The sequence below is a fragment of the Allobosea sp. NPDC055353 genome (assembly GCF_053644975.1).
On the sequence record NZ_JBSHMC010000001.1, the window covers coordinates 865561 to 879333 of the forward strand.

At 66.2% G+C, this 13773-nt stretch carries 13 protein-coding genes and 1 tRNA gene; 9 read left to right on the top strand and 5 right to left on the bottom strand.

The genetic code is table 11. The features are described from left to right. The first annotated feature begins 28 nt into the window (after positions 1-28). The 4 genes from prfA (at position 29) to ACWIEX_RS03935 (ending at position 3755) form a co-directional block, all read left to right on the top strand. The gene (gene prfA, locus ACWIEX_RS03920) at positions 29-1114 is read left to right on the top strand and encodes a peptide chain release factor 1 (protein ID WP_454031817.1); all 1086 of its coding nucleotides are present in this window, start codon (positions 29-31) and stop codon (positions 1112-1114) included. A gap of 74 nt (positions 1115-1188) precedes the next feature. Next, positions 1189-1437, top strand: coding sequence for a hypothetical protein (locus tag ACWIEX_RS03925; protein ID WP_454031818.1), 249 nt, complete (start codon positions 1189-1191; stop codon positions 1435-1437). A 29-nt stretch (positions 1438-1466) separates the two neighbouring features. Beyond that, a complete protein-coding gene (prmC, locus tag ACWIEX_RS03930; RefSeq protein ID WP_454031819.1) occupies positions 1467-2342 on the top strand; it encodes a peptide chain release factor N(5)-glutamine methyltransferase in 876 nt (291 codons plus the stop codon). Positions 2343-2747: 405 nt separating this feature from the next. After that, positions 2748-3755: a DUF4167 domain-containing protein gene (locus ACWIEX_RS03935; protein ID WP_454031820.1), complete on the top strand. Its 1008-nt coding sequence runs from the start codon at positions 2748-2750 to the stop codon at positions 3753-3755. Positions 3756-3854: 99 nt separating this feature from the next. Here ACWIEX_RS03935 and ACWIEX_RS03940 read toward each other — a convergent pair whose 3' ends face one another. Then, positions 3855-4640 carry an MOSC domain-containing protein gene (locus tag ACWIEX_RS03940; RefSeq protein WP_454031821.1) on the bottom strand — a complete coding sequence of 262 codons (786 nt, stop codon included), beginning with the start codon at positions 4638-4640 and terminating at the stop codon, positions 3855-3857. A 297-nt stretch (positions 4641-4937) separates the two neighbouring features. Continuing rightward, positions 4938-5246, bottom strand: coding sequence for a DUF2293 domain-containing protein (locus ACWIEX_RS03945; RefSeq protein WP_454031822.1), 309 nt, complete (start codon positions 5244-5246; stop codon positions 4938-4940). Positions 5247-5420: 174 nt separating this feature from the next. Between ACWIEX_RS03945 and clpB the strand changes: the two genes are divergently transcribed. Next, positions 5421-8039: an ATP-dependent chaperone ClpB gene (clpB, locus tag ACWIEX_RS03950; RefSeq protein WP_454031823.1), complete on the top strand. Its 2619-nt coding sequence runs from the start codon at positions 5421-5423 to the stop codon at positions 8037-8039. Positions 8040-8213: 174 nt separating this feature from the next. On the opposite strand, the gene metW is transcribed toward clpB, so the two are convergent. Both metW and metX read right to left on the bottom strand, forming a co-directional pair. After that, positions 8214-8837 carry a methionine biosynthesis protein MetW gene (metW, locus tag ACWIEX_RS03955; RefSeq protein WP_454031824.1) on the bottom strand — a complete coding sequence of 208 codons (624 nt, stop codon included), beginning with the start codon at positions 8835-8837 and terminating at the stop codon, positions 8214-8216. A gap of 3 nt (positions 8838-8840) precedes the next feature. Then, positions 8841-10010, bottom strand: a complete 1170-nt coding sequence (metX, locus tag ACWIEX_RS03960) for a homoserine O-acetyltransferase MetX (protein ID WP_454031825.1) — start codon at positions 10008-10010, stop codon at positions 8841-8843. 283 nt (positions 10011-10293) lie between these two features. Here metX and ACWIEX_RS03965 point away from each other — a divergent pair, with 283 nt between their 5' ends. From ACWIEX_RS03965 to ACWIEX_RS03980, 4 genes are all read left to right on the top strand, one after another. Next, positions 10294-11127 carry a chorismate mutase gene (locus ACWIEX_RS03965; protein WP_454031826.1) on the top strand — a complete coding sequence of 278 codons (834 nt, stop codon included), beginning with the start codon at positions 10294-10296 and terminating at the stop codon, positions 11125-11127. Between the two features lie 32 nt (positions 11128-11159). After that, entirely contained in the window at positions 11160-12260 is a 1101-nt protein-coding gene (gene hisC / locus ACWIEX_RS03970) for a histidinol-phosphate transaminase (RefSeq protein WP_454033457.1), read from the top strand. 5 nt (positions 12261-12265) lie between these two features. Then, on the top strand, positions 12266-13204 hold the full coding sequence (locus ACWIEX_RS03975) for a prephenate/arogenate dehydrogenase family protein (protein ID WP_454031827.1): 939 nt from the start codon (positions 12266-12268) through the stop codon (positions 13202-13204). Positions 13205-13295: 91 nt separating this feature from the next. Then, positions 13296-13371 (top strand) — tRNA-Thr (locus ACWIEX_RS03980). Between the two features lie 99 nt (positions 13372-13470). Here ACWIEX_RS03980 and ACWIEX_RS03985 read toward each other — a convergent pair. After that, entirely contained in the window at positions 13471-13734 is a 264-nt protein-coding gene (locus ACWIEX_RS03985) for a DksA/TraR family C4-type zinc finger protein (RefSeq protein WP_454031828.1), read from the bottom strand. Between the last annotated feature and the right edge of the window lie 39 nt (positions 13735-13773).

Sequence of the window (13773 nt, forward strand, 5' to 3'; positions counted from 1 at the left end):
TTTTCCTTTCGTTTCACGAGTTCAGTTTATGTCCCTCCAGCTTCCCCAGGATCGTCTCGACGTCATCGTGGCGCGCCATGCCGCCGCGACCGACGAGATCAACCATGCCACCGAGGCGGCGCGCACTGTCGAGCTCGCGAAGGAACTGGCCGAGCTCGATCCCGTGGTCGCTGCGATCGCTTCCTGGCGGCAGGCGCAGGTCTCGCTGGACGAGGCGGAGGCGCTGATCGCCGATCCCGCGACCGATTCCGAGTTCCGCGATCTCGCCTATGAGGAGCGCGACATCGCCCGCTCCGAGATCGCGGCGCGCGCCCGCGAGATCCTCGTCGCCCTGCTGCCGAAGGATGCCGCCGACGAGCGCGGCGTCATTCTCGAAATCAGGGCGGGCACCGGCGGCGACGAGGCCGCGCTCTTCGCCGGAGACCTCCTGCGCATGTACCAGCGCCACGCCGCCCAGAAGGGCTGGAGCCTCGATATCCTCTCCGAGAGCGAGGGCACGGCCGGCGGTTACAAGGAGGTCATCGCCGAGATCAACGGCCGCGGCGTCTATGCCCGTCTCAAGTTCGAATCCGGCGTCCACCGAGTCCAGCGCGTGCCGGATACCGAGGCGAGCGGGCGCATCCACACCTCGGCTGCGACGGTGGCGACGCTGCCGCTCGCCACCGATGTCGATGTCACCCTCAACGAGGCGGACATCCGCACCGACACGCTGCGCTCCGGCGGCGCCGGCGGCCAGCATGTCAATAAGACTGAATCGGCGGTGCGCCTGACCCATATCCCGACCAACACCGTCGTGCTGGTGCAGGACGAGCGCTCCCAGCACAAGAACAAGGCGCGGGCCTATGAATTGCTGCGCGCAAAACTCTTCGACATGGAGCGCCTGCGCATCGATGCCGAGCGCTCGGCGGACCGGCGTTCGCAGGTCGGTTCGGGCGATCGCTCGGAGCGCATCCGCACCTACAATTTCCCGCAGGGGCGCGTCACCGACCACCGCATCAACTTGACGCTCTACAGGCTCGACGAGATGATGCAGGGGCTTGTGCTCGACGAGATCATCGATGCGCTCACGGCCGAGCATCAGGCGAAGCTGCTGGCGGCCGAGGGCATCGCGTGAGGGATGGATGATGAAACCAAATCATCCGTCCCGCGTTGAGGGTGTATCGACACCAGCAAACGGGGGACGCTCTCATGATCAAGACGTTTTCGACGATGGCAATGGCCGGACTGATGGCGCTGGCGATGAGCGGCGTCTCGCAGGCTCAGGAACGAACCTTCCGCAAGATGACCGCGGGGCAGCCGGCTGCGCTGAATGGCGCGATGACCCAGGCGCAGGCGCGCAAGGCCTGCCGGACAGAGCTGAGCGGGACCCGCGAAAGCAAGGCCTCGCTCAACACCAAGATGAAGACCTGCATGAACCTGAAGATGAACGGCAACTAGTTCAAGCGCAGGGACGGGCAAGGCTCGTGATGGGCTTTGCCGGAAACGCACAAGGGGAGGGCGCCGCGCCGACCGTCAGGGAGGCGCGGCGTCGTCTTGCGCAGAGCCTCCTGCGGGCGGGCTCGCCGAGCGCGGGGCTCGATGCGCGTCTACTGGTTGAAGGCAGCCTGGGCGCTGCCAACGCCGATCCGGATATGGTCCTGCCGGCGGAAGCACTCGCCTGGCTTGACGAATTCTCGGCGCGTCGCCTCGCGGGAGAGCCGGTCTGGCGCATTCTCGGTGAGCGCGAATTCTGGGGGCTGCCTTTCCGTCTGTCGCCGGCGACATTGGAGCCACGCCCCGACAGCGAGACGATCGTCGAGGCGGCACTCGCACAGCTTGCCGGCCGCGGCGGCGAGAGCCTGGCGCTGCTCGATCTCGGAACCGGCACCGGTTGCCTGCTGATCGCCCTGCTCAGCGAGTTGCGGCAGGCGCACGGCCTTGGCATCGATCTGTCCGAGGAGGCCTGCCGGACCGCGGCTGGCAATGCCGCGCTCAACGGCGTCGAAGGCCGCGCTGCGTTCCAGCAAGGCAGCTGGACCGGAGGTCTCGCCGGCCGCTTCGATCTCATCGTCTCGAACCCGCCCTATATCCCCTCGGCCGAGATTGCGACGCTCTCCGTCGAGGTGCGCGAGCACGATCCGCTGCTGGCTCTGGACGGCGGCGCCGACGGGCTTGCACCCTATCGCCTCTTCGCTTCGTCCCTGCCGCCCTTGCTCGCGCCCGGCGGGATTATCGTTTTCGAGATCGGAGCCGGGCAGGGGCCGGATGTCGTTGCGCTGATGCGGGCCGGCGGGCTTGAATTCAGTGGCAGCCGGAACGATCTGGGAGGGCATGAGCGGGCGTTGATCTTCACGCTCGCTTGATAATGCACAGGCTTTTGGTCGATTTCGCTTGGAGAAGCAGCCAAAACGAGCTAAGCAGCATCCAGCCGAAGCTGGTGGCGTCAGAGCCGGGCCTCTGGGCAGTTCCCGATCGTACAGGATTTGCTCGAGTACGGCATCGTTTGAGGGCGTGTTCCCGCAGCGATGCAACTGACAAGCCGGATGGAGCCCCGAAGGCGCGTGGCGCCGATCGGCTCATGGGGTTGAAACCCCCTTTTTGGAAAAGAGCGCGTGAAGACCAGGAACGGCGGATCGCCCCTTCAGGTCACCTTCGTCCGACACAGCGTCGCAACCCGCTGTGCATCGCAACGCGCATGACGGCACCACGGTTGCTTTGAACACAGAAGCGCGAGACAGACGCGAATGAGACCAGGTCAGAACCGGCGTATGCGCGGCCGCAACAATAGCGGTGGCGGCAACAATAACGGCAATCGCAAATCTCCCAATCCGTTGCAGCGTAGCTACGAATCCAACGGACCGGACGTAAAGGTTCGCGGCACGGCGCAGAATGTCGCCGAGAAATATCTCCAGCTTGCGCGCGATGCCCAGTCTTCGGGTGATACCGTTGCTGCCGAGAGCTATTTCCAGTTCGCCGAGCATTACTACCGCATTCTGCTCGCGGCGCAGGAGCAGATGGCTCAGCAGTTCGGCCATTCCTTCCCGCCGAATCGCGCCTTCGTCGAAGACGCGGACGAGGGCGAGGAAGAGGGCGAGGATGAGAACCAGTCCTTCCAGCCCGGTACCGGCCCGCAGCCGGAGATGCGCTCGAACGGCTATGCCAATGGCTATAATGGCCATGGCGGCGGCCAGCGCGCTGAGGGCGAGAACGGTGGCGAGGGCCAGCCGCAGGGCGGCCAGCGCTTCGACCGCCCGCCCCGTCGCGAGCGTTTCAACAACGACCGCAACAACAGCAATAACAACGAGCGCCGTTTCGATCGCCCGGATCGCGGCGAGCGCCGTTTCGACCGTAACGCCGAAGGCCAGGGGGCTCCCGGCGGTTACGCCCCGCGTCCCGATGCGCCGCGTTCTGACATCCCGGTCAGCGAGGGCGGTGCCGTCGAGGCTGCTTCCGAGCAGGCTCAGGGCGAACAGCGCCGTTTCGAGCGTCCCGAGCGGGCCGAGCGCCCTCAGCGTGAGCGTCGCCCGCGCCGCGAGCGCGAGGTCGAGAGCGAAGCCGGCGATGACGTTGCCGCGGCGCTGCCGTCCTTCCTGACCAACCCCGTGCGCGTCCCCGCGCCGGAACCGGTCGAGACCCCCGCCGCCGAACCGGTGGCCGCCCCGGCGGAACCGGCTGCGGATGTCGCTGAGGCTGCGCCCAAGCGCCCCCGCCGCCGCCGTTCGCCGCGCGAGGTCATGGACGCGCTGGGTTCGGAGACGGATGGCTCGACCGAGTAAGCTGCTCCGGCATCATCGATCGAATATGGAAAAGGGCCCGTTCGGGCCCTTTTTCTTGTCTGGGATTTGCCGATCTCCCGAGAATGACGGCAGGCGGTATCAGGCGATGCCGAGCCGCGCCGGTGCGTCCGCGACCGTGAGCCCGTCGCCTTCGCCGAGCGCGCCATCGGCGAGGACACGGCAGTAGATGCCGCAATCGACATGGCCGTAGTTCTTCATCAGCGCCTTCGGGATCTGCATGTCGCGCGCGCCGGTCTCGGGATCGACATTGGTCGCCGCACAGCGCTCGATCCGCTTGATGACCTGCAAGCGCAGGCCGCCGGGCCCTGTGAGCTCGCGGTCGACGAGGTCGTTCTCGGCCCAGGCCGCGAGACCGCTGACCATCAAGTTGCCGCGGAAGCGCAGCGGATCGACCGGCTGCCCGAGGCGCCCCTCCAGGTCCGCGACGCTGGCGAGGTTGATGATCGAGACGAAGCCGGAACGCGAATCGGTGAAGCGATAGCTCGCGGGCGCCGTCAGCAGCTTCGGGTCGCCGCGCAGTTCCTCGGGCATGAAGCCTGTGAAGAAGCGCGTGATCGCGGCGCGGCCATCGTCGTTGGCGGTCGCCGCGCGCAGCACCTCTTGCCCGCCCTCGTGGATGACGAGATCGCCGCTGGCATCGTCGTAGCGGGTCTTGAGCCGGGCGAGCGACTCGTTGCGCATCAGCATCAGGTACTTGATCTTGGGCTGGTGCACGGGCTCGGCCGCATCGAAGCCCGATGGGCCGTTCTCGATGGCGAACAGCCGGTCGCCGGGGAAATACCCGCCGGCCGAGAGCGCGGCGCGCGCGAGCCGTTCCGGCGAGAGGCCCTTCACGGGATAGCGGTAGAGCGTTTCGATGCGCATGGTCGGGTCCGGCGGTTGGAATGTAGTCAGATACCACAGCCCTCATCCTGAGGAGCAAGCCACAGGCTTGCGTCTCGAAGGATGCTCCAGATGTCTTCGGAGCTTCCTGGAGCATCCTTCGAGACGCCGCTTTCAGCGGCTCCTCAGGATGAGGGCTGTGGGAGTAGGATATTCAGGCTGGTCGGGACCATATCTGCCTTCCAGCTTTCTGACAGATCAAATTCTGTATCCGTTTCGATCAGTCCTCGGCATCGGCCCGAAAAGTGGGAACCGGTTTTTGGGAAAGCCGATACCGCATCATTCGTCTTCGCCATCGCTCACCGAGCGCTGGCAGCCCCAGCCGGCAAGCACCGCGTCGGTCTCGTCGGCGACGAAGAAGCGGGCGGCGTCGCGATCGTAGCCCTCGCCCAGCAGGCGTTCGTAATCGGTATGAACATGGCGGATATGGCTGCCGAGCGCGAGCCAGAGCGCCGTCGAGGGCGGCAGATCCTTCATGTGGCGCCGCTCGGCCAGCGTCACCACGGCCTCGGCATCGGAGAGCGGAATGCCGGGCGCCAGCGCCCTCAAGGCTTTCCGAATCGCCTGTTGTCGCTTGGTCCCGGCCATGCCCGATCTGTGCCTGCCGCTTGCGCCAGGTCAATTCTGGGTAGAGCCTCTTCCGTTGCGCCAATGTCACACTATCTTGGAGGGCGAGGGGCGGCCCATCGCGGCGCTCCATCCTGACGAAAGGCAGCAGGTTCACGTCGCTACGGGGCGCGGCCTGCGGGCGGAGATAGCTGAATGAACATCGAGAAATATACCGATCGGGCGAAGGGTTTCCTCCAGGCGGCGCAGACGATCGCCTTGCGCGAGGGCAACCAGCAGTTCACGCCCGAACATCTTCTGAAGGCGTTGCTCGACGACAACGAAGGCATGGCGGCCGGTCTGATCGACCGGGCCGGTGGCCAGTCGCGCGTCGCCTTGCAGTCTGTCGACCAGGCGCTGGCCAAGCTCCCGAAGGTTTCGGGCGGCTCGGGCGGGCTCAACCTGACGCCGGGCTTGGCGCGTGTCTTCGACACCGCCGAGAAGGCGGCCGAGAAGGCCGGCGACTCGTTCGTCACGGTCGAGCGGCTCTTGCTCGCGCTCGCGATCGAGAAGGATACCGACGCGGGCAAGGCGCTCTCCAAGGCCGGCGTCACGCCGCAGGCGCTAAACGCTGCGATCGAGGCGATCCGCAAGGGCCGCACCGCCGATTCCGCGTCGGCCGAGCAGGCCTATGACGCGCTGAAGAAATATGCCCGCGACCTCACCGCCGCGGCGCGCGAGGGCAAGCTCGACCCGGTCATCGGCCGCGACGAGGAGATCCGCCGCACCATCCAGGTGCTGTCGCGCCGGACCAAGAACAATCCTGTCCTGATCGGCGAGCCCGGCGTCGGCAAGACCGCCATCGCCGAGGGCCTCGCGCTGCGCATCGTCAACGGTGACGTGCCCGAGAGCCTGAAGGACAAGGAGCTGCTCGCGCTCGACATGGGTTCGCTCATCGCCGGCGCGAAATATCGCGGTGAGTTCGAGGAGAGGCTGAAGGCCGTGCTGACCGAGGTCTCGTCCTCGGATGGCGGCGTCATCCTGTTCATCGACGAGATGCACACCCTGGTCGGCGCCGGCAAGACCGACGGCGCGATGGATGCGTCCAACCTGCTGAAGCCGGCTCTGGCGCGCGGTGAACTGCACTGCGTCGGCGCGACCACGCTCGACGAGTACCGCAAATATGTCGAGAAGGATGCGGCGCTTGCGCGGCGCTTCCAGCCCGTCTTCGTCGACGAGCCGACGGTCGAGGACACCATCTCGATCCTGCGCGGCCTGAAGGAGAAATACGAGCAGCATCACCGCGTCCGCATCACGGATTCGGCGCTGGTCTCTGCTGCAACCTTGTCGAACCGCTACATCACCGACCGCTTCCTCCCGGACAAGGCGATCGACCTCGTCGACGAGGCCGGGGCTCGCCTGCGCATGCAGGTCGATTCCAAGCCCGAGGAGCTGGATTCGATCGACCGCGAGATCGTCCGTCTCAAGATCGAGCAGGAGGCGCTTAAGAAGGAGAGCGACGCCGGCTCGAAGGAGCGGCTGAAGCGGCTCGAATCCGAACTGGCCGATCTGGAGACGCGCTCCGACACCATCACCACCAAGTGGAAGGCGGAGAAGGACAAGCTCGGCCACGCCGCGGAGATCAAGACCAGGCTCGACAATGCTCGCAACGAGCTCGCCCAGGCGCAGCGCAAGGGCGAGTATCAGCGGGCCGGCGAGCTTGCCTATGGCGAAATCCCGCAGCTCGAGAAGACCTTGGCCGAGGTCGAGGAAAAGGGCGACGATGCCGGTATGGTCGAGGAGGCCGTGACGCCGGACCATGTCGCGCAGGTCGTCAGCCGCTGGACCGGCGTTCCGGTCGACCGGATGCTCGAAGGCGAGAAGGAGAAGCTGCTCCGCATGGAGGAGGTTCTGGGCTCCCGCGTCGTCGGGCAGCGCGAGGCGGTGGAAGCGGTCTCGACCGCGGTCCGCCGTGCACGCGCCGGCCTGCAGGACCCGAACCGCCCGATCGGCTCCTTCATGTTCCTCGGCCCCACCGGTGTCGGCAAGACCGAATTGACCAAGGCTTTGGCCTCGTTCCTGTTCGACGACGACACCGCGCTCGTGCGCATCGACATGTCCGAGTACATGGAGAAGCACTCGGTCGCCCGGCTGATCGGCGCGCCTCCCGGCTATGTCGGCTATGAGGAGGGCGGGGCGCTGACGGAAGCCGTGCGGCGCCGGCCCTATCAGGTCGTGCTCTTCGACGAGGTCGAGAAGGCGCATCCGGACGTGTTCAACGTCCTGCTGCAGGTGCTCGACGACGGCCGCCTGACCGATGGCCAGGGCCGCACAGTCGATTTCCGCAACGTGCTGATCATCATGACCTCGAATCTCGGTTCTGAGTTCCTGGTGAACCAGCCCGAGGGGCAGGACAGCGACGCGGTTCGCGACGAGGTCATGGGCGTGGTCCGCCACGCCTTCCGGCCCGAGTTCCTGAACCGGATCGACGACATCATCCTGTTCCACCGCCTGCGGCGGCAGGACATGGGCGCGATCGTCGATATCCAGATGGCCCGGCTCGCGAAGCTGCTCACCGACCGCAAGATCACGCTCGAGCTCTCGAAGGAGGCGCGCGAGTGGCTGGCGGAGAAGGGCTACGACCCCGCCTATGGCGCGCGCCCGCTGAAGCGCGTGATCCAGAAATCGGTGCAGGACCCGCTGGCTGAAGCCATTCTCGCCGGAGAGATCGTCGATGGCGAGGATGTGCCGATCACCGTCGGGCCTGGCTCGCTGATGCTGGGCGATGTCGCAGCCGTGAAGGAGAAACGGCCGGCCGGCGTCGCGCTGAACTGAGCCGGCTGGCCTTCCCTTCTCCTCTTGCGGGAGAAGGTGGCCCGGCGAAGCCGAGACGGATGAGGGGTCTCCCGGCCTTTGAGAATAATCGCCGGTGAAATAGTGCCAACGATACGGCGTGGCGCGACCCCTCACCCCAACCCTCTCCCGCAAGGGAGAGGGGGCAGGTCGGCGCTAGCCGCGCTTCAGCAAAAACACGGCCTGTGCACCGAACAGGTTCCAGAACCACCAGGGCGCGTTGACGCCGACCTTGCCGCCGGCCGCGTCGAGCGCGACAGCGCGCTCCTTCTTGGCGCCGATCTGGTCGCAGAGCGTGACGAAGTCGCGGATCGTGCAGAAATGGATATTGGGCGTGTCCCACCAGGCATAGGGCAGGGAATCCGTCACCGGCATCCGCCCCTGGAAGAACACCTGCGAGCGCATCCGCCAATGCCCGAAATTCGGGAAGGAGACGATGGCGTGCCGGCCGATGCGCAACATCTGCTCCAGCACGAGGCGGGGATTGCGCGTCGCCTGGATCGTCTGGGAGAGGATGACGTAGTCGAAGCTATCGTCGGGGTAGTCGCCGAGATCGGTGTCGGCATCCCCCTGGATCACCGAAAGCCCGCGCGCGACGCAGCCGGCCACGCCCTCGCGCGACAGTTCGATACCGCGCGCATCGACCTGCCGGCTCTCGGCCAGCAGCGCGAGCAGCGCGCCATCGCCGCAGCCGACATCGAGCACGCGCGTGCCGGGCTGAACCATCTCGGCGACGAGCTTGAGGTCGATGCGGTTGGTCTGGTTGTCGCTGAAGGCCATGGTCTAAAGTCCGCGTGCCCGCGCCGCCGCGCCGATGAAGCCGCGCGTCGTGGCGAAGAGATTGGGCTCTTCCAGCAGGAAGGCGTCGTGGCCCTTGTCGCTCTCCAGCTCGACGAAGGAGACCGAGGCCCCGGCGGCATTCAGCGCATGCACGATCGCGCGCGAATCCGCCGTCGGGAACAGCCAGTCCGAGGTGAAGGACGCGACGCAGAAGCGCGTCTTCGTCCCCGCGAAGGCGCGTGCCAGCACGCCGTCATGGTCGGCGGCGAGGTCGAAATAATCCATCGCCCGCGTCACGTAGAGATAGGAATTGGCGTCGAAGCGTTCGACGAAGCTCAGGCCCTGATGGCGCAGATAGCTCTCGACCTGGAAGTCTGCGTCGAAGGAGAAGGTCGGCGCCTCCCGGTCCTGCAATTTGCGGCCGAACTTGCGGTGCAGCGCCTGCTCCGAGAGATAGGTGATATGCGCGCCCATCCGCGCCACCGACAGTCCCTTGGCGGGCCGAGTGCCCTCTTCGAGATAGCGCCCGCGCCGCCATTCCGGATCGGCCATCACCGCCTGTCGGCCGACCTCGTGAAAGGCGATGTTCTGGGCGGAATGCTTGGCGCCGGTGGCGAGCGGCAGGGCCGAGAATACGCGGTTGGGGTAGCTCGCCGCCCATTGCAGCACCTGCATGCCGCCCATCGAGCCGCCGGCGACGCAGAACAATGTCTCGATGCCGAGCGAGTCGATCAGCGCGGCCTGCGCCCGCACCATGTCGCGGATGGTGACGACCGGAAAGGACAGCCCCCACGGCTTGCCCGTTGCCGGGTCGGTCGAGGCCGGCCCGGTCGTGCCGGTGCAGCCGCCGATGACATTGGCGCAGATCACGAAGAAGCGGTCGGTATCGACAGGCTTGCCCGGCCCGATCATCGCCGTCCACCAGCCGCCCTTGCCGGTGATCGGATTGCGGCTCGCGACATACTGGTCGCCGGTCAGCGCGTGGCAGACGAGGATCGCGTTGGACCGAGACGCGTTCAACTCACCATAAGTCTGGTAGGCGATCTGCCAGTGGTCGAGCACGACGCCGCAATCCATCAGCAAGGGCGTGTCAGGGCCGAAGCGCGCGACCGAACTGGAGGGCTCGTTCGCCTCCTTCTGCGGATCGGCAAGGCCGGGGGAAAGATCGCTCATGTCGTCCGCTTCGGCAGTGGGATTTGTCTTGCCGGTCCAGGCGTTCGGAAAATCGAACTCTAGAGCACGCGCCAAAAGGATTGCAACGCAATCCTTTTGGATCACGCGTTCTCTTGTTCAAAGTAGCGAGGCGGATTCACTGATCGGGTTGGTCAACCCGATCAGATCCGGCTCGCGCGATGCCGCGCCAGAGCGCTTCTGTCAACGCGGGACTGCGCAGCCGGCTTTGCCAAGGCGCGGCGGGAGCGCTAAGGAGCGTGGCCTTGCCGGAAAGCGCGTTGCCATGACCGAAGCCGCTCCCACGTCCCTCGCCGATCTCCGCGGTGAAATCGATCGCATCGACAGCGCGATGCATGCGCTGCTGATGGAGCGCTCGCAGGTCATCGAGACGCTGATCTCGATCAAGAAGACGCAGGCCTCCGGTTCCGCCTTCCGTCCCGGCCGCGAGGCCGACATCATGAAGCGGCTCGCGCTCAGCCATAAAGGCCTGCTGCCGCTCGACACGGTCGAGAGCGTCTGGCGCATCATCATCGCGACCTTCACCTATGTGCAGGCGAATTATTCGGTTCATGCCGACACCTCTGGCGGCGACCCGGCGATGCGCGATTCCGCTCGCTTCCATTTCGGCTTCACCGTGCCTTTCGTGACGCATGAGGATGCCCGTGCCGTCATCCGCGCTGTCGCTGAATCGGCCGGCGATCTCGGCATCTTCCGCATGGACCAGGGCGCCAGCGCCGGGATCTGGTGGCGTGACCTGATCGGGGCCGATGCGCCCAAGATCATCGCCCGGTTGCCTTTCGTCGAGCGGCCCGATCATCCCGCGGGAACGCCGGTCTACTGCATCGCCAAGCCGCTAGCGGATGCGGCCGTGCGTGAGATCGTCCTCTATGCCGCCCGCGTCGAGCGCTGGTCCGAGAACCTGCGTCAGGGCCTCGCCGAGCATCTGGCCGAGGTCTCGGCTTCCGCCGCCGATGGCTCGCATCTGTCGCTGCTGGTCGCGGCCTCCGGCGAGGTCGATCAGGCCGCGATCCGCCAGGCCCTCGTGCCGGCGGGTTTGAGCGACTTCGCCGAGGTCGGCAGCCACGCCGCCCGGTTCTCCGTCAAATCCGCCCGCTGAGCGGGCTCGCATCGTTTCCTGCTGCAAGGTCAATCGTCATGGCGACCCGTCCCGTCCCGCGTCCCGGCGTTCTCGATATCGAGGCCTATGTCCCCGGCAAATCCGCCGCGCCTGCCGGCGTGAAGCTGCACAAGCTCTCCTCCAATGAAACCCCGCTCGGCCCAAGCCCGAAGGCGATCGCCGCCTTCGAGGGTCTTGCCGCCAAGCTGGAGCTTTATCCCGACGGCACGTCGACCAAGCTCAAGCAGGCGATCGCCGGCCGCTACGGCCTCGACCCCCAGCGGATCATCTGCGGCAACGGCTCGGATGAATTGCTGGAGCTCGTCACCAAGGCCTATCTCGGCGCCGGCGACGAGGGCATCTACAGCCAGTACGGTTTCCTGGTTTACCGCATCGCGATCCTCGCTGCGGGCGGCAAGCCGGTGATCGTGCCCGAGAAGGACTACACCGCCGATGTCGACGGCATCCTCGCCGCGGTGACGCCGAAGACGAAGATCGTCTTCCTCGCCAATCCCAACAATCCGACCGGCACCTATCTGCCCTTCGACGAGGTCAAGCGCCTGCAGGCCGGGTTGCCGCCGCATGTCCTGCTCGTGCTCGACGCGGCCTATGCCGAATATGTCCGCCGCAACGACTACGCTTCCGGCATCGAGCTCGTTGCCGAGAGCGAGAATGTCGTGATGACCCGCACCTTCTCGAAGATCTACGGTCTCGCCAATCTGCGCATCGGCTGGATGTATGCGCCGGCCCATATCATTGACGCACTCGAGCGCATCCGCGGCCCGTTCAACGTCAATGGCGCTGCGATCGAGGCCGGTGCCGCCGCCGTCGCTGACGAGGCGCATGTCGCTGCCGCCCTCGAACACAACGAAAAGTGGCTCGCCTGGACCACGGCCGAGCTGGAGAAGCTCGGCCTGACCGTCACCCCGTCGGTCGGCAATTTCGTGCTGATCCATTTCACCAGGACGCCCGGCAAGACCGCCAGGGACGCCGATACCTTCCTGACCCAACGCGGCCTGATCCTGCGCGCCGTCGGCGGCTACGACCTGCCGGACGCGCTGCGCATGACCATCGGAAGCGAGGAGGCGAACCGCCTCGTCGTCGCCGCGCTCGCCGACTTCCTCAAGGCGTGACCGAGATGGCGGAAAGCTTCGCGCCGCGCCGTTCTGAGCCGGTCTTCGCCCGCCTCGCCATCATCGGCATCGGGCTGATCGGCTCCTCGATCGCGCGCGCGGCGAAGGAGCTGAACCTCGCAGGCACGATCGTATTGGCGGATCGCGACGAAGCCGTCCGCCAGCGGGCGCGCGAGCTCGGGCTCGGCCATGCCGTTACGGAGACGGCGGCGGAGGCGGCCCGCGATGCCGATCACATCATCCTCTGCGTGCCGGTCGGCGCCTGCGGCCCGGTCGCAGCCGAGATCGCCTCCGCGCTGAAGCCCGGCGCGATCGTCTCCGATGTCGGTTCGGTCAAGGGCTCGGTTGTCGACGCCGTCTCGCCGTATCTGCCCGAGGGCGTCGCCTTCGTGCCGGCCCATCCGGTGGCGGGCACCGAGAATTCCGGCCCTGATGCCGGATTCCCGAGCTTGTTCCTCAATCGCTGGTGCATCCTGACGCCGCCGGAAGGCACGGACGTTGCGGCCATCGCCAAAACCCGCCAGTTCTGGGAAGGCATGGGCGCGCTCGTCGAGGTGATGAGCGCGCAGCATCATGATCTCGTGCTGGCCGTCACCAGCCACCTGCCGCATCTCATCGCCTACAACATCGTCGGCACGGCCGAGGATCTGGAGGCGGTGACGCAATCCGAGGTGATCAAGTTTTCGGCCGGCGGCTTCCGCGACTTTACCCGCATCGCGGCCTCCGACCCGACGATGTGGCGCGACGTCTTCCTGCACAACAAGGAAGCGGTGCTGGAAATGCTCGGCCGCTTCAACGAGGATCTGGCCCTGCTCACCCGCGCCATCCGCTATGGCGATGGCGAGACGCTGCACAAGCATTTCACCCGTACCCGCACGATCCGCCGCGGCATCGTCGCGCTTGGCCAGGAGAAGCCGGAGACGGAGAAGCTGCGCAAGGATTGACGGCTGCTGTGTGCCGTCAAGTCGAGGCACTGTGCATGACGGTGAGATTGGCTTGCCAAGCTAACCGCCTGCTGGTACAGCGCCACCCGTTGCCGCAATAGCTCAGCTGGTAGAGCACCTCATTCGTAATGAGGGGGTCGGGGGTTCGAATCCCTCTTGCGGCACCACTCTCCCCGACATCGCAGCGCGTCATCGCCATCGCTTCTGGTGGGTGCCCGTCCTTGGGGGCAGCGGAAGCAACGCGGCGCGTTCCGCTGCAGCCAAACTTACTTCAACTGGCTGTCCTTGCTGCCGCGCCGGTTGTAGCCGGATTGTGCCGCCGAGCGATCGTGGCCGGACTGGCAGGCGACGCAGAGCCGGGCGCCGGGCATGGCGAGGCGCCGCGCTTCGGGGATCTCCTCGCCGCATTCCTGGCAGTAGATCTCGCCGGGGCCGCTTGGCAGCCGCGAGCGCGCCAACCGAACGGCATCCGTGATCGAGCCGTCGATCTGGTCCTGAACCGCTCCGTCTGGAGCCCATCCGCTTGCCATCACGCAACCTCCAATAGTCACAAGATGGCCGTGGACGGC

What these genes read in the sequence shown, in the direction of transcription:
- clpB (WP_454031823.1), top strand. Translation starts at nt 5,421, where the DNA reads ATGAACATCGAGAAATATACCGATCGGGCGAAGGGTTTCCTCCAGGCG.
- ACWIEX_RS03965 (WP_454031826.1), top strand. Translation starts at nt 10,294, where the DNA reads ATGACCGAAGCCGCTCCCACGTCCCTCGCCGATCTCCGCGGTGAAATC.
- ACWIEX_RS03925 (WP_454031818.1), top strand. Translation starts at nt 1,189, where the DNA reads ATGATCAAGACGTTTTCGACGATGGCAATGGCCGGACTGATGGCGCTG.
- ACWIEX_RS03975 (WP_454031827.1), top strand. Translation starts at nt 12,266, where the DNA reads ATGGCGGAAAGCTTCGCGCCGCGCCGTTCTGAGCCGGTCTTCGCCCGC.
- metW (WP_454031824.1), bottom strand. Translation starts at nt 8,837, where the DNA reads ATGGCCTTCAGCGACAACCAGACCAACCGCATCGACCTCAAGCTCGTC.
- ACWIEX_RS03935 (WP_454031820.1), top strand. Translation starts at nt 2,748, where the DNA reads ATGCGCGGCCGCAACAATAGCGGTGGCGGCAACAATAACGGCAATCGC.
- prfA (WP_454031817.1), top strand. Translation starts at nt 29, where the DNA reads ATGTCCCTCCAGCTTCCCCAGGATCGTCTCGACGTCATCGTGGCGCGC.
- prmC (WP_454031819.1), top strand. Translation starts at nt 1,467, where the DNA reads ATGGGCTTTGCCGGAAACGCACAAGGGGAGGGCGCCGCGCCGACCGTC.
- ACWIEX_RS03945 (WP_454031822.1), bottom strand. Translation starts at nt 5,246, where the DNA reads ATGGCCGGGACCAAGCGACAACAGGCGATTCGGAAAGCCTTGAGGGCG.
- ACWIEX_RS03985 (WP_454031828.1), bottom strand. Translation starts at nt 13,734, where the DNA reads ATGGCAAGCGGATGGGCTCCAGACGGAGCGGTTCAGGACCAGATCGAC.
- ACWIEX_RS03940 (WP_454031821.1), bottom strand. Translation starts at nt 4,640, where the DNA reads ATGCGCATCGAAACGCTCTACCGCTATCCCGTGAAGGGCCTCTCGCCG.
- metX (WP_454031825.1), bottom strand. Translation starts at nt 10,010, where the DNA reads ATGAGCGATCTTTCCCCCGGCCTTGCCGATCCGCAGAAGGAGGCGAAC.